This window comes from Erysipelatoclostridium sp. DFI.2.3 (assembly GCF_019132535.1).
GTDB classification, from domain to species: domain Bacteria; phylum Bacillota_I; class Bacilli_A; order Erysipelotrichales; family Erysipelotrichaceae; genus Clostridium_AQ; species Clostridium_AQ innocuum.
The window spans coordinates 20,465-43,363 of record NZ_JAHOOJ010000026.1 but is presented as its reverse complement, the minus strand read 5'-3'; the positions used below and the strand labels follow the sequence as shown (position 1 = coordinate 43,363).

General features: G+C 41.5%; 25 protein-coding genes. 23 read left to right on the top strand and 2 right to left on the bottom strand.

Translation table 11 applies throughout. The features are described from left to right. The first annotated feature begins 53 nt into the window (after positions 1-53). From KSZ58_RS19335 to metK, 9 genes are all read left to right on the top strand, one after another. A complete protein-coding gene (locus KSZ58_RS19335; protein WP_009270064.1) occupies positions 54-908 on the top strand; it encodes a class II fructose-bisphosphate aldolase in 855 nt (284 codons plus the stop codon). A gap of 9 nt (positions 909-917) precedes the next feature. Then, entirely contained in the window at positions 918-2,279 is a 1,362-nt protein-coding gene (locus KSZ58_RS19330) for a sn-glycerol-1-phosphate dehydrogenase (RefSeq protein WP_009270063.1), read from the top strand. Between the two features lie 16 nt (positions 2,280-2,295). Next, positions 2,296-3,102: an HAD-IIA family hydrolase gene (locus KSZ58_RS19325; protein WP_002606654.1), complete on the top strand. Its 807-nt coding sequence runs from the start codon at positions 2,296-2,298 to the stop codon at positions 3,100-3,102. A 379-nt stretch (positions 3,103-3,481) separates the two neighbouring features. Next, a complete protein-coding gene (locus tag KSZ58_RS19320; RefSeq protein ID WP_161128924.1) occupies positions 3,482-4,837 on the top strand; it encodes a hypothetical protein in 1,356 nt (451 codons plus the stop codon). A gap of 40 nt (positions 4,838-4,877) precedes the next feature. Further along, positions 4,878-5,042 (top strand): hypothetical protein, encoded by a 165-nt coding sequence (locus KSZ58_RS19315; protein ID WP_009270061.1) that lies wholly within the window; start codon positions 4,878-4,880, stop codon positions 5,040-5,042. Positions 5,043-5,237: 195 nt separating this feature from the next. Next, positions 5,238-5,798, top strand: a complete 561-nt coding sequence (pth, locus tag KSZ58_RS19310) for an aminoacyl-tRNA hydrolase (protein WP_009270060.1) — start codon at positions 5,238-5,240, stop codon at positions 5,796-5,798. Between the two features lie 10 nt (positions 5,799-5,808). Beyond that, positions 5,809-9,264 (top strand): transcription-repair coupling factor, encoded by a 3,456-nt coding sequence (gene mfd, locus KSZ58_RS19305; protein ID WP_009270059.1) that lies wholly within the window; start codon positions 5,809-5,811, stop codon positions 9,262-9,264. 14 nt (positions 9,265-9,278) lie between these two features. Beyond that, entirely contained in the window at positions 9,279-9,980 is a 702-nt protein-coding gene (locus KSZ58_RS22950; protein WP_233104424.1) for a hypothetical protein, read from the top strand. A gap of 288 nt (positions 9,981-10,268) precedes the next feature. After that, the gene (metK, locus tag KSZ58_RS19295; RefSeq protein WP_009270056.1) at positions 10,269-11,444 is read left to right on the top strand and encodes a methionine adenosyltransferase; all 1,176 of its coding nucleotides are present in this window, start codon (positions 10,269-10,271) and stop codon (positions 11,442-11,444) included. Between the two features lie 78 nt (positions 11,445-11,522). Here metK and KSZ58_RS19290 read toward each other — a convergent pair whose 3' ends face one another. Continuing rightward, positions 11,523-11,765, bottom strand: a complete 243-nt coding sequence (locus tag KSZ58_RS19290) for a helix-turn-helix domain-containing protein (RefSeq protein WP_002606647.1) — start codon at positions 11,763-11,765, stop codon at positions 11,523-11,525. 251 nt (positions 11,766-12,016) lie between these two features. Here KSZ58_RS19290 and KSZ58_RS19285 point away from each other — a divergent pair, with 251 nt between their 5' ends. From KSZ58_RS19285 to KSZ58_RS19265, 5 genes are all read left to right on the top strand, one after another. Then, positions 12,017-12,511 carry an AbrB/MazE/SpoVT family DNA-binding domain-containing protein gene (locus KSZ58_RS19285; protein ID WP_002606646.1) on the top strand — a complete coding sequence of 165 codons (495 nt, stop codon included), beginning with the start codon at positions 12,017-12,019 and terminating at the stop codon, positions 12,509-12,511. 29 nt (positions 12,512-12,540) lie between these two features. After that, on the top strand, positions 12,541-12,831 hold the full coding sequence (locus KSZ58_RS19280; RefSeq protein ID WP_002606645.1) for an RNA-binding S4 domain-containing protein: 291 nt from the start codon (positions 12,541-12,543) through the stop codon (positions 12,829-12,831). A gap of 89 nt (positions 12,832-12,920) precedes the next feature. Beyond that, positions 12,921-13,223: a sporulation protein YabP gene (gene yabP / locus KSZ58_RS19275; protein WP_008816082.1), complete on the top strand. Its 303-nt coding sequence runs from the start codon at positions 12,921-12,923 to the stop codon at positions 13,221-13,223. Beyond that, on the top strand, positions 13,223-13,687 hold the full coding sequence (gene yabQ / locus KSZ58_RS23535) for a spore cortex biosynthesis protein YabQ (protein WP_008816083.1): 465 nt from the start codon (positions 13,223-13,225) through the stop codon (positions 13,685-13,687). The genes yabP and yabQ overlap by 1 nt, the downstream gene beginning before the upstream one ends. Next, positions 13,617-13,958 (top strand): septum formation initiator family protein, encoded by a 342-nt coding sequence (locus KSZ58_RS19265; RefSeq protein ID WP_009270055.1) that lies wholly within the window; start codon positions 13,617-13,619, stop codon positions 13,956-13,958. Before yabQ ends, KSZ58_RS19265 begins: the two co-directional genes overlap by 71 nt. A 79-nt stretch (positions 13,959-14,037) precedes the next feature. Here KSZ58_RS19265 and KSZ58_RS19260 read toward each other — a convergent pair whose 3' ends face one another. Beyond that, positions 14,038-14,508, bottom strand: a complete 471-nt coding sequence (locus KSZ58_RS19260) for a glucose PTS transporter subunit IIA (protein WP_044904306.1) — start codon at positions 14,506-14,508, stop codon at positions 14,038-14,040. A 501-nt stretch (positions 14,509-15,009) separates the two neighbouring features. Between KSZ58_RS19260 and KSZ58_RS19255 the strand changes: the two genes are divergently transcribed. From KSZ58_RS19255 to KSZ58_RS19215, 9 genes are all read left to right on the top strand, one after another. Further along, entirely contained in the window at positions 15,010-15,843 is an 834-nt protein-coding gene (locus KSZ58_RS19255; RefSeq protein WP_217752844.1) for a PRD domain-containing protein, read from the top strand. A 157-nt stretch (positions 15,844-16,000) separates the two neighbouring features. After that, complete coding sequence (locus KSZ58_RS19250) at positions 16,001-17,575, top strand: PTS transporter subunit EIIC (protein ID WP_009270053.1); 1,575 nt, start codon at positions 16,001-16,003, stop codon at positions 17,573-17,575. After that, positions 17,572-18,747 carry a MalY/PatB family protein gene (locus KSZ58_RS19245; RefSeq protein ID WP_074747896.1) on the top strand — a complete coding sequence of 392 codons (1,176 nt, stop codon included), beginning with the start codon at positions 17,572-17,574 and terminating at the stop codon, positions 18,745-18,747. The genes KSZ58_RS19250 and KSZ58_RS19245 overlap by 4 nt, the downstream gene beginning before the upstream one ends. Next, positions 18,744-19,337 carry an SIS domain-containing protein gene (locus tag KSZ58_RS19240; protein WP_008816087.1) on the top strand — a complete coding sequence of 198 codons (594 nt, stop codon included), beginning with the start codon at positions 18,744-18,746 and terminating at the stop codon, positions 19,335-19,337. Before KSZ58_RS19245 ends, KSZ58_RS19240 begins: the two co-directional genes overlap by 4 nt. 398 nt (positions 19,338-19,735) lie before the next feature. Beyond that, positions 19,736-20,047, top strand: coding sequence for a septum formation initiator family protein (locus tag KSZ58_RS19235; RefSeq protein WP_074747899.1), 312 nt, complete (start codon positions 19,736-19,738; stop codon positions 20,045-20,047). A 45-nt stretch (positions 20,048-20,092) separates the two neighbouring features. Beyond that, complete coding sequence (locus KSZ58_RS19230; protein WP_002606635.1) at positions 20,093-20,740, top strand: HAD family phosphatase; 648 nt, start codon at positions 20,093-20,095, stop codon at positions 20,738-20,740. A 240-nt stretch (positions 20,741-20,980) separates the two neighbouring features. Then, positions 20,981-21,292, top strand: a complete 312-nt coding sequence (locus KSZ58_RS19225; RefSeq protein WP_002606633.1) for a PTS lactose/cellobiose transporter subunit IIA — start codon at positions 20,981-20,983, stop codon at positions 21,290-21,292. Positions 21,293-21,298: 6 nt separating this feature from the next. Continuing rightward, complete coding sequence (locus tag KSZ58_RS19220; RefSeq protein ID WP_002606632.1) at positions 21,299-21,601, top strand: PTS sugar transporter subunit IIB; 303 nt, start codon at positions 21,299-21,301, stop codon at positions 21,599-21,601. A gap of 2 nt (positions 21,602-21,603) precedes the next feature. After that, positions 21,604-22,899 (top strand): PTS sugar transporter subunit IIC, encoded by a 1,296-nt coding sequence (locus KSZ58_RS19215; protein ID WP_009270050.1) that lies wholly within the window; start codon positions 21,604-21,606, stop codon positions 22,897-22,899.

Below are 22,899 nucleotides of genomic sequence, written 5' to 3'. Positions count from 1 at the left end.
TATTGTATAAGCTTGATGAAAAAGCAGCTGAATCATAAAGGAGGAGAAAATTTATGTTAGCAAATCTGAATGAGGTATGGAAGCTTGCCGATGAGAAGAAAATCGCCATCGGTGCTTTCAATATCGTGAATTTTGAAAATATACTGGCTGTACTGGATACAGCAGAGAAACTGAATATGCCGGTGATTCTTGCGTTTGCACAGACGCATGAGGAGAATAATGTCATGAATCTGGATACGATCGGACCTGTTATGGTACTGATGGCACAGCGCGCAAAGGTGCCAGTGGTCGTTCATCTGGATCATGGTGTAAATCTGGATTACATTGAAAAATCTCTGAAAATGGGATTCACCTCTGTCATGTTTGACGGTTCCGCACTGACCTATGAAGAGAATATCAGGCAGACAAAGGAAGCTGTTGCCTTAGCTCGTAAATATGGAGTGTCCATAGAGGCTGAAATCGGTAAAATGGCAGGGATTACCTTAAATAATGAAGGTGTTACAGAAAACCGTGCATCAGATCGCAGGAATTACACAGATCCTGCAGAGGCGAAGGATTTTGTCGAGAAGACGGGAGTGGACTGTCTGGCATGTTCATTCGGAACGGTGCACGGCGAATATTTTTCAGAGCCGAAGCTTGACTTTGATCTGGTAAAGGAATTAAAGGAGGCAGCTGGTGTACCCATTGTCATGCATGGAGGAAGTGGTGTAAGTCATGCGGATTACAAGAAGGTTATCGCAAACGGTGTTCGTAAAATCAATTACTTTACGTATATGGACAAAGCAGGAGGAGAAGGCGTAAATGCTGCATCTCCCGTGAAATATTTTCATGATGCCGCCAAAGCAGGACAGGATGCTATGCAGAAGGATATAGAGTCTGCAATGCGCTGTTTTGTGAATATGGATTAGGGTGATCTTATGAAAATGAAGGTAGCAACATTTGAAATCAATGATTACCTTGGTCATGCGTTTACATGTGATTGCGGAAAGCAGCATACCACCCGTCTGGAGCATGTCCGTGTTTGTGATCATGTGAAGGAGGATATCCTGAAGTATTTGCAGGAGCATGCATATCATACAGTCTATATGATTGAGGACGAAAATACCTGCCGTGTATATGGGGAAGAGCTTGAGGCTTATTTAAACGCTAATGGAATCGCCAGCGATCGTGTCATCCTTGAAGCGGATGTTGTTCCGAATGAAGCCTCTGTATTTCGTATTCTGGTGAATATGAAGCGTCAATATGATTACATTTTAGGCGTCGGGTCCGGAACTTTAAACGACTTGTGCAAATTCATTTCCTATAAGCTTTCACTGAACTATGGAATTGCGGCAACCGCTCCGAGTATGGACGGCTTTGCTTCTGTTGGCGCCGCACTGATTACTGATAATCTTAAAACAACCTATGACTGTCATGTGCCGACTGCAATTTTTGGTGATCTGGACGTACTGGCAAATGCACCGCTGGATATGATTAAGGCAGGTCTTGGCGATATTGTAGGAAAGTATAACTGTCTGGTTGACTGGAAAATTGCACATATGATCAACGGGGAATATTACTGTCAGACAATTGTTGATATGGTTTATAAATCTATCAAGGAGGTTGTAGCGCACGCAGATGGAGTAATGACACGCGATAAAGCGGCGGTAAAGGCAATTACAGAGGCATTGATTGAAACCGGTATGGCTATGGGATTCGTCGGCAATTCACGTCCGGCATCCGGCAGTGAGCATCATGTTTCTCATTACTGGGAAATGAAATTTTTATTTGCTCATCATGCACCGGTATTCCATGGAACTAAGGTGGGGCTGGCAACACCGGGAGTAATCGCCATGTGGAAGAAGCTTGCCCGGGACGGTATCGATTTTGCGGCATGTAGGAAGCGTGTAAAGGCATTTGATAAAGCTGCCTGGGAAGCAATGGTGCTTGACCGCTTTGAAGCAGCCGCACCCGGAGTTCTTGCTTTGGAGGAAAAAGCCGGTAAGAATGATATAGAAGCAGCTTTAAAACGTATTGATATCATGGAAGAAAAATGGCCGGATATTCAGGCAGTCATTGAACAGGAGCTGCCGCAGCCGGAAGAGGTGACAGCGATTCTGAAATCAGTAGAGGCACCATATCGTCCAATGCAGGTTGGTATCGATGAAGCAATGACTAGGGATGGTGTGATACTGGCAAAGGAAGTACGTGTGCGTTACGGTCTTTTACAGCTGCTGTGGGACCTTGGGCTGCTGGAAGATTATAGTACCGCATTTGTAGCGTATTATCGGAATAATTAGAGGTAAGGGGAGTTATATGATAACAGATAAAAAAATGATTCAGAAGAAGATGGAAGCAATCCGCGTCTTTATTCTGGATATGGATGGAACGATCTATCTGGGGAAGAATTTATTTCCATACACACATGATTTTCTCAATACGGTGAAGGCTACCGAAAGAGAGTATTATTTCTTTACCAACAATTCCTCCAGAGATTTAGCTGCGTATATAGATAAGCTGCATGGTATGGGAATTGATATCGATAAAAAACAGATGATGGTATCAACCCATGTAATTCTTCGCTGGTTAAAAAAACATCATGACGGCAGGCGTGTGTATGTGGTAGGGACACCTGCATTGCGCAAAGAGTTTGAAGCACACGGCTGGATACTGGATGAAGAAAAACCGGATATCGTGATTCTGGGCTTTGATACAACACTGACCTATGAAAAACTCTCCAAGGCATGCACCTTTATCAGAGAAGGCGCATTGTATTACGGAATCAATCCGGATTTAAACTGTCCAATGGAGCATGATACCTTTATTCCTGATTGCGGAAGTATGGCAAAGCTGATAGAAGCAAGTACCGGAAAATATCCTGAGTTCTTCGGAAAACCAAGTGGGAAGACACTGGACTATATCGTCGAGGAAACCGGATGTTCACCGGATCAGATTGCTATTATCGGTGATCGTCTGTATACGGATATCAAGGTAGCGGATGGCAGCGAGGTTACCAGTATTCTTGTATTGAGTGGAGAAACAAAGGCTGAGGACATTGATACAAGTGATGTAAAGCCGGATATCGTTATTGAACATATCGGAGAGCTGGCAAAGCTGCTGTAGGAATATCTTAAAAAGTAATAAAGAGTAAAGCACAGAAATGTAAAATGAAAAAGGCTTTGCTCTTTTTTATGGTTCTTTCTCACTTTAGGATGTATGCAAAAGGGAGAATTCGATTTTTATTGATAAATATATCAGTGTTGAATTCTCCCTGTTTTAAGTCCCCCGTAATCGAGATAGAACCTTTTTTATAAATATCAGTTTCTTTGATTGATTATCTTTGATATAGAAGTATAATAAAGTCGTGAGAAGCTAACAAAACATCAATACCTTATGAGATAAGTTAGATTTTTTTCAATAAGCACAGGCATAATCCTGAACTATGTCCGGATGAGGTTGAAACACTGTTTGTGACAGAATAAGATAGAAAGAAGATGCCAGTATGATACGATACCAAGGAAACAAAGTAAAAAAGTATTTTTATTTTCTGTTAGTAATTCTTTTTACAGCTAATGTATTCGGTTGTACAAAACAGATAGGCAATGACTCCGTAACGGACAGGAAAATACAGGAAGATGGCAAGGAATCGATTTATAAACGGCTTTATCATATAGGTGAAGCGCTATGTAAATATGTACCAAAGGAATACAGCTATTTTTATAACGGGGAAGGCACAGTTCGCATGCAGACCTTTCAAATGCACAAAAAAATACTGACGGGATTTGATGATTCCGGTTCTGCACATCCAACATATGCGAATGAAACCTATGCATGGGAGTATACAAAGAATAGTCTGAAAACAGCTGCTCTATTTGCAAATTACGACTATGTAACATGTGATGCCAATCAGCTGGTAAAAACGGATGCAAATGGTAAAAGAACTGTGATATATCAGGGAAACGGCTATGGTAACCTTTGGATTGTGAATGAGCGTATGTATCTGTATCGAAATAACAGCAAAGAGAATAAGGAACGGGAACTGTTTTCATTAAATATGCAGGGAAAAGACGAGCACGCCTATGGTGACTACGAAGTACATGCAGTGTATGATAAATATCTTGTTCTCACCAACAGTGAAGAAACTGAAATTCATGTTATGGATACAGAAACTGAGGATATACAGCTGCTGGAGGCGGACGCACAATATTTATATACAGATGATGATACCGTTTATTTCACAGAGCATCCGAAGGATACAGACGAGCATATAGTGCTTGCATCCGTGAAGCTTGATGCTACAGAGCGATGCAGACTGGCAGATGTAAGGAAAGAAGATGTAAACCAGATAATACAGACAAGTGCAAATTTATATATTAACTGTGTACAGGCTGTACAGGATACGGTTTATTTCTCCTGCGGGACATATGGAGGCTCAGCGTCTGTATACCAGGGCGGCGTGCTTGCCAAGGTAAAAAAAGATGGTTCAAATTTCAAGGTCTTGGGGGAAGCTCCCATTAACTTTACGGTATATGAAACCGGGGAAATCATGAAGTATGGAAGGATAAATAAGCCCTTTCAGGATGATAACGGGAATATCTGGATTTATAGAAACAATGCCAGAGAGAAGCTAATCGTCAATGGTGAGGACTATTACAGGCGTTCTACTGTAGATGAATATGTTGATATCCGCAATGTAGATGTGCAAAAAGATGTCGTTTATTTCAGCGTGAATTACAGTGTACCCGATGAATCTGTATCCATAGGGTGGAGAACAGGATACAGGCTGCAGTCCTCTGTTTACTACAGAAAGAATTTAAAAACAGGGATATCAGAAAAGCTGTATGAGCTTCAATTTTAAGGGTGGATTTTGTTGAAGTAGTAAGAGAAAGGAGATTTTCATGGCAGATAAAAAATTAAAGCGGCCGGATTTTATATTACAAAAGGATTTTTTTGTAAAGAATGATGCAAACGAGCAGGAAACAGGTCCAAAAAAACAAAAGCAGAAGAGTTCAAAAAGAAATCAAGAGACGGAAGCAAGCTGTAAGGAAAATAAAAAAATATAAAGCGGAACATCACAGCGCATATATGCTGCATTTTGACTGATCTTTTCAAGCAGGTATATAAAAAAACAGCATTCATACAGACGCACATATCCGAATGAATACAAGCAAAAAGCAAGCCTGTACGAAAACAGGCTTTTTAGGATGTAATTCTCTGCTTTTTTGGTATAATATAGAAAGCGAAACAGAGGTGATTGCATGAAACTGATTGTGGGACTGGGAAATCCCGGTAAGGAATATGAAATGACGCGTCATAACTCCGGCTTCTGCGTACTGGATGCCATTGCAGAGGAATGCCGTGTTGATGTTACACAGAAAAAGTTTAAGGCACTGATTGCAAATACGAGAATCAGTGGTGAGGCGGTTGTTTTAATGAAGCCGCAGACCTTTATGAATTTATCGGGGGAAGCGGTTCGTGCAGCTATGGATTTTTATAAGCTGTCAGCACAGGATTTGCTTGTGATCTATGATGATCTTGATCTGCCGGTAGGAAAAATACGTCTGCGAGCACAGGGAAGTGCCGGCGGACAAAATGGAATGAAAAATATCATCCGCCATATCGGAACACAGGAATTTGACAGAATTCGTGTCGGTATAGGCAAGGATGCACGTATACCGGTAATTGACTGGGTGCTCGGCAAGATACGCAGGGAAGAACTGGAAGATTACAGACAGGCAGTTGAACTGGCCAGAGATGCAGCTATTTACAGCTGTTCTCATTCCTTTATGGATACCATGAGCCACTTCAACAGAAAATAGGGAAATACATATGGAAATTCTATTAAAGGAGCTTCAGCAGAATGAAGCGGTTTTGAGTATTCAGAAAAAAGAGAGTGTTCTGGGTAATCTTTCGTATATGGAGGAGGCTCTTCTACTTGCGGCAGATTACCGCCAAAAACCGCAGAAGCTGTTGATTATCAAGAATAACGCCTATACAGCACAGAAGCTTTACGAGCGCCTGCAGGCCCTCCTTGGGGATGAAGTGCTGCTTTTCTCATTGGAGGAATCACTACGCGTAGAAGCAATCGCAGCTTCACCGGAAAACAAAGCGATACAGATGGAGGCAATGGCAAAGCTGCAGCAGCAGGATGCTTTTGTGGCGGTTTTAAATACAGCTGCAGCCATTCGCTTTCTACCCTCTCCTGAGGTATTCAAAAATCACTGTATTACGTTAAAGCAGGATCAGGAAATTGAATATGAGGATTTGAAGCAGCTTCTCTTTGAAGCAGGCTATACGCATGTCAGCCGTGTTGATCAGCCACTGTGCTATGCGGCACGCGGTGGAATCATTGATGTGTATTCCATGAATTATGACCATCCGCTGCGTATAGAGTTTTTCGATAATATCGTGGAAAGCATCCGCTTCTTTGATATTGCGACACAGCGGACAATTGAAATCGTACAGGAAGCCATGATTATCCCGGCCAGTGATCTGCTGTTTACAGATGCACAGGTTGCCGAACTGGTGGAGCAGGCGAATAAGGCGCTGAAAAATCAGCTGTCCCAGCACGATATCGCTATGCAGAAGCTGCTGCAGGAGCATGTGAATGAAGATCTGGATCTCATCAGCAATCACATGATGGAAAGCCGGTTCTATAAATATTATGCCTTTTTGAAAAACAGAAGCACGGTCTTTGATTATGCCCCGGACGCACAGATCATTCTGTCCAGCGCAGAGGAAGTGCAGGACAGCGTCAAGCATATGCACGAGGAAATGGTTTCCTATCTTCAGGAGCTTTTTCAGGAGGGAATCAGTCTGCACAGCTTTGATGTGTTCACAGATTTGTACAGCTCCATCAAAAAGCACAGCTATATGGAATTTCATCAGTTTGTCGATTATAAAAAACCGATAACCTCACAGATCATGACCATGTCACTGGGAGATATCAATCTAGAGCGTACCATGCAGGAGGTACAGCATCAGGCAAGAGAACGAAGGGTTCTGCTCTGCTTGAACCACAAGGAGCAGGAACAGGTGAAAGGGCTGCTGGAGGAAGCAAATATATCCTGGCGCAATGTAACGTCCACGGATACGCTGGAACCGGGAATCCAGTTTCTGAATGCCAGTCTTCCCGAAGGCTTTACCTGCCTGAAGGAACAAATCTGTGTCTATACCGGAAAGGAACTGTTTCACAGTGTCAAAAAAGCAGCCCGCTACAGCAATAAATTCAAAGAGGCGGAGGTTCTGCATGATTATCAGGAGCTGAATGTCGGAGATTATGTAGTACACAACCAGCATGGTATCGGTAAATATCTGGGAATTGTGAATAAGAAAATAGATGGTGTACATAAGGATTTTCTGCATATCGCCTATAAGGGAGATGATGTTCTGCTTGTACCGCTTGAACAGTTTAAGCTTATCCGGAAATTTGTATCCAAGGAAGGTGCAAGTCCGAAGCTGAATAAGCTGGGCAGCGGAGAATGGGAGAAGACAAAGAAAAAGGTCAGCGCAAAGATTGCAGAGCTGGCGGATCGTCTGGTGAAGCTGTATGCATCCAGAGATGAGAATATCGGACATGCATTCGCAAAGGACACCCCTTTGCAGAAACAGTTTGAAGAGGATTTTGAATATGAGCTGACCCCGGATCAGGCAAGAGCGGTACAGGAAATCAAGCAGGACATGGAATCTGCGAAGCCGATGGATCGTCTGCTATGCGGAGATGTAGGCTTTGGTAAGACAGAGGTTGCGGCCCGTGCAGCATTTAAGGCAGTTGCGGAGGGCCGGCAGGTGGCATTCCTGTGTCCGACGACGATCTTATCCCTTCAGCATTATAAAACCTTTATGAAGAGGTTCCGCAATTTTCCTGTGAATATTGCCGTTGTAAATCGGTTTATCAAGCCCTCGGATCAAAAGCATATCATCCATGATCTGAAGGAAGGAAACGTGGATATCCTGATAGGAACACACCGTCTGCTTTCCAAGGATATCGTATTTAAGGATTTGGGACTGCTTGTCATTGACGAGGAACAGCGCTTTGGTGTGGAGCATAAGGAAAAAATCAAGGAGCTGAAAAACAGTGTGGATGTCTTATCGTTAAGTGCAACCCCGATTCCGCGTACCCTGCAGATGTCGCTGATTGGTATCCGTTCCCTGTCGCAGCTGGAAACCCCGCCGATGAACCGTATGCCGGTACAGACCTATGTTATCGAAAAGAACTTTCAGATGGTGAAGGAAATCATACAGCGTGAGCTTGCCAGAAACGGACAGGTGTTCTATCTGTACAATAATGTAAAGGAAATTTATAATGTGGCCAGAAAGCTTCGGGATGCCATGCCGGAGGTGGAAATCGGTGTTGCGCACGGGCAGATGACACGGGAGGATATCGAGGATGTCATGCTGCAGTTTACAGATAATAAATATCAGGTGCTTGTCTGTACGACCATCATTGAAACCGGTATTGATATTCCCAATGCCAACACGATTTTGATTGAAGATGCTGACCACTTCGGATTGAGTCAGCTGTATCAGATCAAGGGAAGAGTCGGCAGAAGCGATCGTCTTGCCTATGCGTATCTGATGTATTCCCCGCAAAAGCAATTAAGTGAGATTGCCATGAAGCGCTTAAAATCCATCAAGGAATTCACGCAGCTGGGCAGCGGTTATAAAATTGCCATGCGCGATCTGACCATACGTGGTGCCGGAGATATGCTGGGGCCGCAGCAGGCCGGCTTTATTGATACGGTCGGTATTGATATGTATATCGAAATGCTAAACAGTGCCATCATGGAGAAAAAAGGCATCAAGCCGGAGGTGAAACCGGAAATGACGAAGGCGAATGTCAAGGTTGACGCATACATTCCAAGCAGCTTTGCAACCGAGGATTATGAAAAAATCACATTGTACCAGCGTATGGAGGATATTCATACCAAAAAGGAGCTGCTTGCCATGATGGATGAAATCAAGGATAATTACGGAAAGCTGCCGAAGGCTGTACAGCTGTTATTTGAAAAGAAGCGGCTGGATATCTGTATCAATGAGCCGCATGTGGATGCCTTCCGTGAACTGCCAAAGGCGGTTGAGCTGGCGTTTACTAGTGCATGGTCAAACAGCATTGACGGTGTTGCATTATTCGAAATGATGACAACCATATCAAAAAATATAACGATACGATATACGAACGGCAAGATTACCATGAAGCTGCCAAAGCTTAAGGACTGGCTCTATACCGTGATTGAGGTGCTGGAACGCACAGAGCCAATGGGGGAGGAACAAACAGCTTCCTGAAAATAAGGTAGGATATGAACTGTAGAGGAATAGGAATTTTTCTATGTGCTGCCGCTGTCCTTTGCGGCTGCAGTATGCAGAAGGATCATGCAAAGGAAGAAAATATACGATTGGAAATTCTTGCGAAAATTGATATGCTGAAAGATACAAACGGTTTACATATCGAAGATAGCCAAAGGATAAGCAGTACACAGCAATACTTTAAAGATGAAATAATAATGGATGAAAAACGCAATCATGATACAGATACCATACAGATGAATATTGCATTTCATAATAAAGAGCTGAAGCAGTATCAGGTGCGCATCCACCCGGATACCGGTGAATCTGGCAGGATAGATACTGTTTTGCAGTTGAAGAATGACGTGCTGCATGTATATATTGTGAACGTTGACAATACCTATGAGAAAATGCAGGAAACACCTGTGACATCCAAGGATAAAGAAAATTTTCTATCCTCTCTGCTTTTTCAGAAATATAGAAAAGAGGCGAAGGATTACTTCCGCTATCAGAAGCAGGAGCAGGATGCAACCACGGTATATACAGTAGAGCTGACGAATAATGAGAAATTCAGTGAGTATATAAATAAAACAGATAACAAGCGGGGGGATATCCATTTTGAAGAGCTGAAGCTGTCTTATACAATAGATGGATTTGAAAACAGACATGAAACAGCGCTATCGTACATCTCAGGATATTCAGGAGCAGGAATATAACCGGTTATCGACAGAGACAACACTGCATAAAACACGGCGTATAGCTGCATCAAAGCAATCACCTGAATTTCTAAAGCTGAAGTAAATTGCTGAAAGGCTATAAGAAGATATAGAAGGATACCTGCTTCCATATCCCTGCAGACTCTTTCGTGCTACACCTTTAAAAGGGCTGTCATATCAGGCATTGTACAAATGCGAAAAGTAACTTCCCCATGTTGTGCTTGTTTAGCAATAGGGAAAGATGTAAAATAAGAATGATGGTAATTAGTGAAAAGAAAGGAAACGATTATGTTAAATAAACAGTTTTTTACTTCCGAATCTGTGACGGAAGGACATCCTGATAAAATCTGTGATCAGATCAGTGATGCTGTTCTTGATGCGATTCTGGCACAGGATCCGGATGCGAGAGTTGCCTGTGAAACCTGCTGTACAACCGGTATGGTCATGATCATGGGAGAAATTTCTACCAGCTGTTATGTCGATATCCCAAGCATTGCACGAAATGTAGTTCTGGAAATCGGATATGACAGAGCAAAATACGGCTTTGACGGAACCACCTGTTCGGTTCTGACCTCCATTGATGAGCAGTCCAAGGATATTGCACTTGGTGTTGATCACTCGCTGGAAACCAAAGAGGGTGGGGAGGAAAACAATGGTGCAGGAGATCAGGGAATGATGTTTGGCTACGCCTGTGATGAAACACCGGAATATATGCCGATGCCAATATCCCTTGCACACCGTCTTGCACGCCGTTTGACAGAGGTAAGAAAAGACGGCACACTGGACTATCTTCGTCCGGATGGGAAGACACAGGTAACCGTTGAATATGAGAATGACCGTCCAAAGCGTGTCGATACGATTGTTATCTCCACACAGCATTCCGATACGGTTTCTCTGGACACGATTCGCGAGGATTTAAAGAAGCATGTCATTGATGTGATTGTAGATGCGGATATGATGGATGCTGAAACAAAAGTATACATAAATCCGACAGGACGCTTTGTAATCGGCGGGCCGCAGGGAGACAGCGGTCTGACAGGAAGAAAGATAATTGTCGATACATACGGCGGTATGGCCCGTCATGGCGGAGGAGCTTTCTCCGGAAAGGATCCTACCAAGGTTGACCGCAGTGCGGCATATGCGGCACGCTATGTTGCCAAGAATATTGTTGCGGCAGGTCTTGCTCGCAAATGTGAAATACAGCTTGCCTATGCCATCGGTGTGGCACAGCCTGTCAGCGTCCTTGCGGATACCTTTGGAACCGGAGTTCTTCCGGATGAAGAAATCGCAGAAATCGTAAGGAAGGAATTCGATCTGCGTCCTACTGCAATTATCAGGACACTGGAGCTTCGTAAGCCGATTTACAGAAATCTGGCAGCCTATGGTCACTTTGGCCGTGATGATCTGCAGGTGAAGTGGGAAAGCACTGAACCGGCTGAACGCCTGAAGGCATATGTAAAATAAAAACAGGTAAATAAAAAAGCTGTTATGGGATTGCATGAATAGTTCCCATAACAGTTTTTTTTCAGGCTGACAAACAGCTTATTTAATTTCCTGATCCAGGTTTTTGAATACGTCTGTATCAAAAAATTCCACAAGCGTGATATCCAGACCGTCACAGATTTTTTTGATCGTGGAAACGGTTGGATTCTTGCTTCTGCCTGATGTGATGTTGCTCAGCGTTGACTGCGTCATTCCGCACATGATACTGAGTTTGTTCAGAGAAATTTTTCTCTCGTCGCACAGATCATGAATCCGCTCACAACATACTTGTCCCATTGTCATGTCAGATCACTCCTATTTCTATTGACAACTACATTCTAAATGTTTTTATGTATAAAAGGTTAATTTAATATAGTTATATTTGTTATAACAATAGTTTTGTAAAAAAATACCTTCATTTATGATAATTTATATGCAATTTATGTCTGAATTTGAATGAAATTTCAATCAGAGGAAATGTCTTTCCTCTTTGCCGTCAGGTATAAAGCGATTGTCATATGTCCATACTATTGAAAGAAAAGGAGTGTCTATAAATGAAAGCAACAGGAATTGTACGACGTCTTGACGACCTTGGAAGACTGGTTATACCAAAAGAAATTAGAAAGCAGTACCGCATGAAAGAAGGAGATTCCATTGAATTCTTTATCGATAATGACAGAATTGTAATTCAGAAATTTGATGTCATGTCCAAGCATATGGAAGAAATCATGATTATGTGCGATACCCTGCGTGCCATATATCAGAATACTGTATTTTTTGTGAAGGATGAATGTATGGTGAAAACAGATCATAAGATACATGATCATTTTCTTATGATTGCACAAACACATCGTTTGAAGGATTTTGATAATGAGCGTATCTATGAGGACAGTGCACAGCGTTATAAGGGTCTGATTTATCCGGTCACCGCATTTGGAGACTGGTATGGTTCCTTTATTATCGTATTTGATAAGAAGGAGCTGGAAAAGTCTGAGCTTTATGCAGTAGAGGCATTTGTACAACTTTTATCTCGCCAACAGCAGCAATAAATGATAAACTTATTTGTAGAGGTGAGTATATGCGTCTTGATAAATATCTGAAAACAGCGCGTATTCTGAAACGTCGTACCGTATCAAAGGAGCTGGCGGATCAGGAACGTGTCTATGTAAACGGAAAAATTGCAAAGCCTTCTACAGATGTAAAAGTGGGAGATACCATCAAGGTTATTTTCGGATACCGTGAGCTGACTGTTAATGTAACCATGATACAGAAGCAGGCAAATAAAAATGATGCTTCCCTGATGTTTGAGGTTGTGGAAGAAAAGCTGATTAAGAAAGAAGAAGTAAAAGATATTCTGGCAGAAGACTGAGGCCGGGATATTTTTTGTTTTGTGCTGCTGTTCTATTCCCCGCTCTCCAGACATAGATTGTAATGAACTAGAAATAAGGAGGAGTTTGTATGGAAGATAACATTAGCAATCCGCTTCGTTTTGAAACGAACCCATATCATAACGTAATTATTAAGGACCGCAAGGTGATGGAGCTGACCGGCGTCAAACAGATTGACAGCTTTGATTCCAGTGAGTTTTTGCTGGAGACCGCACAGGGATGGATGGTGATTCAGGGAAAGGATCTGACCTTGGGCAAGTTGGATACAGAACGCGGGGATGTTGTAATACGCGGTGTCATTGAAGCTCTATCCTATGTATCCAATAAAAAGGGAAACGGAAAGGAATCAGTGATTTCAAAAATCTTTAAATAATGCTGCTGCCTACACAGATTCAGGCAATACTCTATCATTTTCTGATGGGATGGGTATATGCTTTCGGCTTCAGTTTTTTAATCAGCTTTGTAAAGTATCTCCGTTTTCCGATTTTTAAAGGAATCGTAGAGATCCTGTATCATATTCTGTTTACATCCCTTATGTTTATTGGATTGTATAAGATCAATGGCGGTATAACGAATATCTATCTCATCTGTTTTTTTATTCTAGGTGCTTTTATCTATTTTACATGGTATCTCAGCGTGTTTCTGCAGCTTTTTACAGCGATCCGCAGGCTGCTGCATCCGTTTAAAGTGAAACTTCTCGTTGCCAAATCGAAAATTATTGCTATAATTAGATTACCAGGCAAAATCAGGAAGAGGAGGAAAGCGAATGCAAAACGAAAAAAAAGCAGCCGTAAAAAAAAGAAAAAGAAAAAAGCATCCGATGAAAATCCTGATTAGTCTTCTCGCAATAGGGGTTTCATGTTATCTGATTTATGCAGCAAGCACGGATGTTATTGTCATGCTGAATCTGAAGCAGGAAATCTCGGCAAACAACAGTGAAATCAATAAGCTGTCTTCACAGAAAAAAGAGCTGTCTGCACAGAAGGAAAAGCTGAAGGACCCGGAGTATGTAAAACGTTATGCAAGGGGTAAATTTCTTGTCATAAAAAAGGGTGAACAGGTTTTTAAACTTCCCGGTGGCAGCAGCGAAGATACAAATGGCGAATAACTCTGCTTAATTCTTTCTGAAGAACAAGCAGAGTTTTTTTATGCCAGTAGAAAAGAATCGGTAAAACGATATATGATTATCATTCCATAATGATTACGGGATCAGTTGTATTGACATACCCCTTTGTAATCTCTTTGATTTTCAGATTTGCACAATTTGTAACTATCAGCATCGTTGTCATATCAAGGGTAGCATCATGCAGATAGGAAGAATCAAATGATATCACCGGTGTACCTGCCTTTATGCTTGTACCGACAGACTGTAATGCCTGAAATCCTTTTCCCTGAAGCTTCACGGTATCCAGACCGATATGAATCAGCAGTTCAATTCCTTCTCTGCTTCTCACACCAAAAGCATGAAGCGTATCTGCGACAAGAATTAAATCACCGTCTATCGGTGAACATACGCTCGTTGTCTCTGGAAGGAATGCACAGCCATCCCCCATAAGTCTTTTTGAAAACACTTCATCCCTGACATCATCCAGAGCAATACCGCATCCATTTACAGGAGCGTAAAGCTCCCTTTGTTTTTTTCTTCTAAATGTGAACATTTTCATTTACCTCCTGCTGCTAAAAAAAGACATGAGCTCACGCAGAGACCCATGCCTGATTTAACAGTCACATGTTAAATAATACATATTCATCATAAAAGCAAGCAGCCCTTTTGTCAACTATCTTTTGAAAAAGGTATCTTAAATAGTATATGTGGCACTTGTTTAATCAAGGGATAAGTAACCTTATGCTTGCTATGTAAAAACTTCTTATTCTTCTGTAAGCACTTATAGTCATAATGATACTAAAAATATACTGTAATACACGAAGTAACACTTTATAAATTAAGCTTGTTTTCCTATGCTTTCTGCGTTGCAATAGCAAACTGCTTATTCATATAGTCGAGTATATAGAAAAATATGGAAATAAAAAATACGTATTGACAAATATTGAAAACGCTTTATAATGAAGACAGATACAGGATTGTTACTGCAAAGGCAAGACCATTGATGTCGGGGGACTGACAGGGATGGCCTTTTTTTATCGAAAGGGAGAGTAGTATGAAAATTGCAAAAATTTTTAATAACAACACCGTGGCCACGATTTCCCAGGATAAAACTGAAATGATAGTAACCGGTCCGGGTATCGGATTTCACAAGGCGGTTGGAGATCAGATTGATGAAAGAAAAATCGAAAAGAGGTATCTGATTGAGAATACACAAAGAACAAGATTTTATCAGATGCTGGAAAATATACCGGTTGAATACTTCGAATTTTCTGAAATCATCTTCAAAAAAGCATCTAAGGAATTCAAGGGTGGTTTAAACAATCAGATGGTGCTGTTATTGACGGATCATATAGCATTTGCTATTGAACGTGAAAAACAGGGGATACATCTTCCTAATCTGTTGTTGCCGGAAATCAAAACACTGTATCATAAGGAGTATCAGATCGGTGTGTGGGCATTGAAATATATCGCCTTGAAGACAGGGGTTCACCTTCCTCTCGATGAAGCAGGCTTCATCGCCATGCATATCATCAATTCCAGAAGTCAGGATCACAAAAACAGTGCGGAAGAAATATTGACCTTCAGTAAACAGATTCTACATATTATTGAGGTTACGACGCATATTGACTGGAAGGAGAAGGATTTCGATCAAACACGTCTTGCAATGCATCTGAAGTATCTGGGACAGCGGATTTTTACAGTTGACCGCACGCATATAAAACAGGATTTCAATGATAAAATGTATCGTATGATGCTGGAAATGAATCCTGAAATGAAATCATGTTTAGAAAGAATAAAAAGTTTTGTGAAGCATAATTATGACTATGAGCTGGGCAGACAGGAGCTGTTCTACATCATGGTACATATACTGAAAATATTAAATTAGGATTGTTACGAAAGGCAAGACCTGATCATCTGGACGAGGGTGCAGATATGGGTCTTTTTTTCGTGCAGTAAGCAGGAAGAATAAAGTCCTACTTATGATATAGGCGAATCAGCTGCATGAATTAGAAAAATAGTTATGTATAAAAAGGAGAAAATGTATGGAAAATAAGAAAAAAAGTCTTTGGCAGTTCTTTCAAATGCTGGGAAAAACCTTTATGTTTCCAATTGCTTTACTGAGTGTGTGCGGTATGCTGCTGGGAATCGGATCGGCATTCACAAATTCAAGTCTGATAGAGGCGGTTCCATTGCTGGGTAATCCTGTGCTGCAGAAAATTTTCAGCTTTATGACAACACTGGGCTTGTTTGCCTTTAATAATCTGGGGGTATTGTTTGCGATGGCGATTCCTTTAGGACTACTGAAGGAGGAAAAAGAGTTTGGTGCATTTACCGGTCTAGTTAGTTTTATGGCTATGCATATCGGTACAAACTTCTATCTGACAATTACGGATCAACTGGCTGCTGCAGATAAAATGACAGAAGCAGGGCAGGGGATGATTCTGGGAATTCAGACGTATAATACAAGCGTTCTTGGCGGTATTATTGCTGGACTTATGGTATTCTGGCTATATCCGAAAATATCAAAGGTAAAAATACCGGAGGCGCTAGGTTTTTACAGCGGGCCACGTCTGGCACCGATTGCCATGTTGGTGATCATGGGAATTTTCGGCATGGTAGCGGTACCTTTATTCTGGCAGCCATTTTACAATTTCTTTAAGATAATTGGGGAATGGATATCCACCTCCGGACCGATTGGTTATTTCTCCTATGCGGTAGCTGAACGTGTAACAATTCCGTTTGGTTTGAATCATCTGGTAACGAGTACCTTCCGCTTTACACCAATTGGCGGAACTGCTATTATCAATGGTCAGGAATATATGGGAACGGTTAATATGTTTCTTGCTTATGTAGCTAATAATATGGATATTCCATTAGATTTGGCAGGCAAAATGGAACAAGGCAAGCTGATGATTCAATACGGACTGTGTGGTGCGGCGTTGGCAATGTATCGCTGCGCAAAGCCGCAGAATAGAAAGAAAATCAAAGGTCTGCTGATAACCGGCGCTTTAACTGTCGTGATTGGCGGTATCTCTGAGCCTATTGAATTCTTATTCCTGTTCGCATGTCCTCCGCTATTTTTTGTTCATACTGTATTAAATGGTATTGCCAATATGGTTCTGCCGTATCTTGGCGTGCTCATGGGTTATACCGGTGATTTGATTCAGTTCATTACATTTGGTGTCTTGCGTGGTACCAGAACTGGCTGGCCGATTGCTATTGCGTTTGCGGCATTCTATTTTGCACTGTATTACTTTATATTCAAATGGTCTATCCAGCGATTCGATATCAAAACACCCGGGAGAGAAGAGGTTATGGCTATCAGTGAAGAGGATACAGAGGATATGGATGACTTTGCGGCACTTTCATCCTATAAAGGTATTCAGATGCTGAAAGCACTGGGTGGAAAGGACAATATTGTTTCCATTGATAACTGTGTTACAAGACTGCGTCTGGAATTAAACGATGTTAATCTGATTGATGAAGATGCAATTAAGAATGCAGGCGGTATTGCTGTTGTGCATTTGGATGAGCATACAATTCAGGTGATTGTGGGTACACAGGTTTATGCTTTACGTAAGCAAATAAACAAAGCGATGGAGATGCAGCAGGCATGAGCGGCTCAGAATTTGATACGGTCATAAATCGAAGAGGAACCTTTTGTACACAATGGGATTATATCGAAGATCGTTTCGGAACAGACAATCTTCTCCCGTTCACCATATCGGATATGGATATTGCATGTCCAAAGAGCCTTGTATATACGTTGAAAAAGCGGATTGAGCATCCGATATACGGCTACAGCCGCTGGAAAAATGAGGACTATCTATCCGCAATTGTTCACTGGTATGCGAGCCGCTATGACTGTATGATTAGCAAAGATTGGATTTGTTACAGTCCCAGCGTTATGTATTCCATAGCAAAGCTGCTACAGCTATGCAGTGAGCCTCGGGACGGTGTTTTAGTATTCACACCGGCCTATGATTCCTTCTATAAGGTTATTGAAAATAATCAGCGCAGACTGATTAGCAGTGAACTGCTGGAGAATGCAGGGTATTATCAAATTGATTTTAAGGATGTGGAAGAAAAATGCAAGGAAGCACGCATTCTGTTGCTTTGCAACCCGCATAATCCTGTAGGCAGAGTATGGAAAAAACAGGAACTGCAAAAGCTTTTACAGCTTTGCGAGAAATATGATATTACAGTAATCAGCGATGATATTCATATGGATATCACGTATAAGGAAAAAGGGATTCCTGTACTGAAGCTTGCTTCTGACTGTCGTTGTTTCATTTGTTCCTCTCCATCCAAGACATTCAATATACCTTCCCTGCAAGGTTCCTATGTGATACTTCCGGATTTCAAAATTTATGAGGCATTTGAAACAATGACGAGGTATACGGAGTTTGTTAATTCCCCAGCTATACTGGGGGTGCTTTCTACCATAGAAGCATATCGACACTGTGCGGAATGGGTAGATGATTTATGCTCTTATTTATATGATAATCTTAAGTACACAGAGAGCTATATACAGAAGCATATGCCGAAGCTGAAATTTCAGATACCCGAAGGCTGCTATTTCGCATGGATTGATTTTCATGAACTAGGTATTGCAGATGCTCAAATGCAGCAGTTTCTCATTCATGAAGGGAAAGTCGCTATCATGTCCGGGACTGTCTACGGAGCTAAACAGCATCTTCGATTTCATGTAGGTTGTTCGAGAAGCAAGGTAGAGGATGGTCTGTGTCGTTTGAAAAAGACATATGACGCTATTGAGAGGTTAAAATGAAAAAATATCTTATAGAAGCAATAGAAAAGGAAAAAACAGCACTGGATGCATTATCAGCTATGTCTCTGCAGGAATGTGAAAGAGTAATGGCCGCAATAGAGGAATGTAAGGGAAAGGTGGTATTCTGCGGTGTTGGAAAATCAGCACATATAGGGGCAAAACTTGCCGCAACATTTGCTTCGCTTGGTATACCTTCATTCTTTGTTCATGCTACAGAGAGTGTTCATGGGGATCTTGGAATGATAGAGGAAAAGGATATCGTAATTCTCATATCCAACAGTGGAACTACACAGGAGGTCATACAGGTTTTAACGCCGCTGCACAGCATAGGCTGTATGACAGTGGCCTGCTGTGCGAATAGGGATTCTATACTGGCAAAAGCATGTGACCTTACTCTGATTTATCCAAAGGTGACGGAGGCAGATGCATACAATCTTGCACCAACTTCATCCACAACTCTGGTTTTGGTTCTTGGTGATGCAATTGCCTGCGCCATTTCCAAAAAACGCGGATTCAATCCATCGGATTTCCATAAATTTCATCCCGGCGGAAGTCTTGGAAAACGGCTTGATGACAAATCTTGCATATAAACTATACATATGGATTTCCATCAAGATACCCTGATAAGCAATGGTAAATCAAGACGAGCAGCATCGGAAAAAGAGCTGTCGAAAAAAAAGGAAAGCTGAAGGACCCGGAGTATGTAAAACGTTATGAAAGGGGTAAATTTCTTGTTAAAAATAAGGGTGAACAAATAGATAAGCTTTCCGCATGAAAGGGGTAAATTTCTGCTCATCTAAAGCTTATGCAAAAAATCATGCTGAATAAGGTATGAAAGCCATCTGCTGCAGATAGTATATCTCTAAATGCAGTCTTTATGAAACTTTATATAAAACTATTTAAACCCGGATTATAAAGCAGGAAAAAAGCCTTGTCAAAATACTGTTCTCTGCTTATAATATGGTTACAGCGAATAAGGAGGATGTGCATGGCAAAGGATAAAAAGAAAAAAAATAAGCTTAAGACGTTTTTGAGTCTTGCTGCTATCTTCATTGCATGCTTCCTGATTTATGCCGCAAGCTCCGATTTGATGATGACAATGAAGCTGAAGGATGAAATCACTTCTTCTGAAGAGATGATCAACTCTCTGGAAAATCAAAAGGATGATCTTTCCAAGGAAAAGCAGAATCTGGAAAATCCTGAATATGTGAAGCGGTTTGCCAGAGGTAAGTACATGGTCAGCAAGCCTGGAGAACAGGTGTTTAAGCTGCCGGCTAAAAATAATGACGATGATGATTAAGTCCCTATAGACAGCTATAGGGCTTTTTGATGTGGAGGAAAAGCTATGAGACACTGGAAAGCGATAATTTTTGATATGGATGGTACACTCTTTGATACAGAAACCATTTCCATGAAGGCATGGAAAAGGGTGGGAGAAACCCTTCAGCTTCCTACAAGCGATGAATTTATTTTATCTCTAATTGGAAGAACGAGAAAGGATCAGCAGGTTGTATTTGATTCCTATATGCCCAAGGACTGGCCGCAGGAAGAAGCATGTAGTCTTCATACACAGTTCAAAAAAGAAGAGAAGCTGAAAAATGGTGTACCACTCATGGGGGATGTAAAGGGACTTCTGGATACCGTGAAGGCAAAAGGGTATACGATTGCAATGGCAACCAGTGCTTCAGCGGAGGATGTGGAATTTAATTTGAACAATGCGGATATTCAGCATTATTTTGAAGCTATCATCAGTGATGAAATGATTACACACGGAAAACCGGCTCCTGATGTATATCTAAAGACTGCACAGCAGCTGAATCTTTCACCGCAGGAATGCCTTGTAGTGGAGGACAGCCTAAACGGTGTTCGGGCAGCGTTTGGTGCAGGTACCACAGTGGTTATGATTCCGGATAAAGTACAGCCTACTAAGGAAATAAAGGCAATGTGCAATTATATACTGAAAAGTCTTGACGATTTGAAAGAAATCGTATAAATATAAAGATGTACAGAGAAACGCAATAAAAACGAATACGGACAGGGAAGAAGCAGCGGCAGCCGATATACAGGGGCGGGCTGCTTTTTTGTTTCTTTCTGTGTATTGATTATCAGCATGCAGTCGCAGCCTTCTATGCATAATTATACATAGTTTTACAATATTTCCTCTTGCAGCTGAAGTAAAAGAAAACAAAGAAATTCCGGCGGTGCTATACTGAACATGAAAGGAGGCATAGCAATGGAAGAATTGGAAATTTCCCTGATGCAGATCATTTCCTATAGCGGGGAAGCAAGATCGCTGTGCTTTGAAGCATTGCAAAGCTATCGTGATGGTGATAAAGAAGCTGGCAGAAAGCAGTACAAGGATGCCGAGGAAAATCTCTATACAGCAAAGCGGGCACACAGCAGGATTCTGAAGCAATCTGCAAATGGGGAATTCGATCAGATCAGTCTGTTAATGGTTCATGCGGAGGATCAGATGATGGCGAGTGAAATCATTTATCAGATGACAAGAGAGTTATTTCACTGTATGAGTGAAACGAAAGGATGATACTTCATGTTAAAGATTATTCTGGTTTGTAACAATGGCATGTCCACAGCAATGATGGCAAAAAAAATGAATGAGAAATCCGATGGTTACTGTTATGTTGAGGCATACGGTGATGGCGATTTCATGAACTACCTGGAGGGGTGTGATCTGATTCTGGTTGGACCGCAAATACGTCATGAAATCCCACGAATCAAAAAGTTTGTTGATGCGTCAGTTCCGGTTGTAAGCATGAATCCGTCACATTACGGATTGATGAATGCAAAGGGTGTAATTGATGATGTTAAAAAAATTATGAAAGAGAGAAAATAAAAATGGAAAGTATGAAGGACAGAATAGAGGCGAAAGTACTTGAATTTTCTGGAAAGCTAAGCACACAGATACATTTGCTTGCACTGCGTAATACGTTTATGACAATCCTTCCAATCATGGTGTTCGGCGGCTTGTCAGCTGTTATTTCCGCAGCACCTGTCACAAAAGAGACAACGAACGGTTTTCTGCTCGCATGGGCTGGCTTTGTGGCAGATTACAGCTATGTGTTCTCATGGATTTCAGTTTTAAGTCTTGGTTTTATCACACTGTATGTTGCACTTGGTATTACACATTATCTGTGTAAGAATTATAAAATTGAGGAATTGATTCCAAACTTTATCACTGTATTCGGAGTATTCATGCTGGCAGTGAGAATTGAAAAACTGCAGTATGGGCTATCTCTTACCGATTTGAACTTTCTGGATGGAAAAGGTCTTCTGGTAGGAATCTTTGTTTCCATTGTGACGGTTGAAATTTACAGATTTCTTAAATCAAAAAACTTTGGGCGCATCAAGCTGCCGGACAGTGTTCCTGCATCCCTATCCGAAACCTTTGCCTCCTTATCCATCGCAATCCTGATCATGTCGTTGTATCTGGTAATGTTTATCATCTTCCATAACATGGATACCACCTTTGCCATGTGGCTCAGCTCTGTTATAGCGCCGCAAATCAAAGCGACTGACAGCTTGTGGTTTATTCTCCTTATGACCTTTATTATCAATGCAGCATGGTTCTTTGGAATCCATAATGCAACCTTCTGGGGACTGATGGGACCGATTATGATGATGAACATTTCAGAGAATGCTGCACAGCTTGCGGCAGGAATAGCGCCTACAGCAATATTGACCGAAGCCTTCTGGGTATATTTCATCTGCATTGGAGGTGTCGGTTCCTGTCTCTCGCTTGCTATTATCCTGTGTTTCTCCAAATCGAAGCTTTTAAAAGTCGTTGGTAAGGTGGGAATCATACCGGCATTCTTTGGAATATCTGAGCCAATTACATTTGGTCTTCCGATTATGCTGAATCCTATCTTCTTCATACCATGTTCACTGGTATCTGTTGTTAATGCAGTTATAGCATTCCTTTGTCTGAATACAGGATTGATTGGAAAAACCTATGCGATGCTTTCTTTCAATATGCCAAGTATCTTCGGCGCCTATTTCTCCACCGGGGATTTCAAGGCTGTCATTCTTGTAGCTGTTCTGATTGTCATAGATATGCTGTTATATTTTCCGTTTATGAAAATGTATGAAAAGCAGCAGCTGCTGATTGAACAGCAGGACGAAATGCAGGAATAA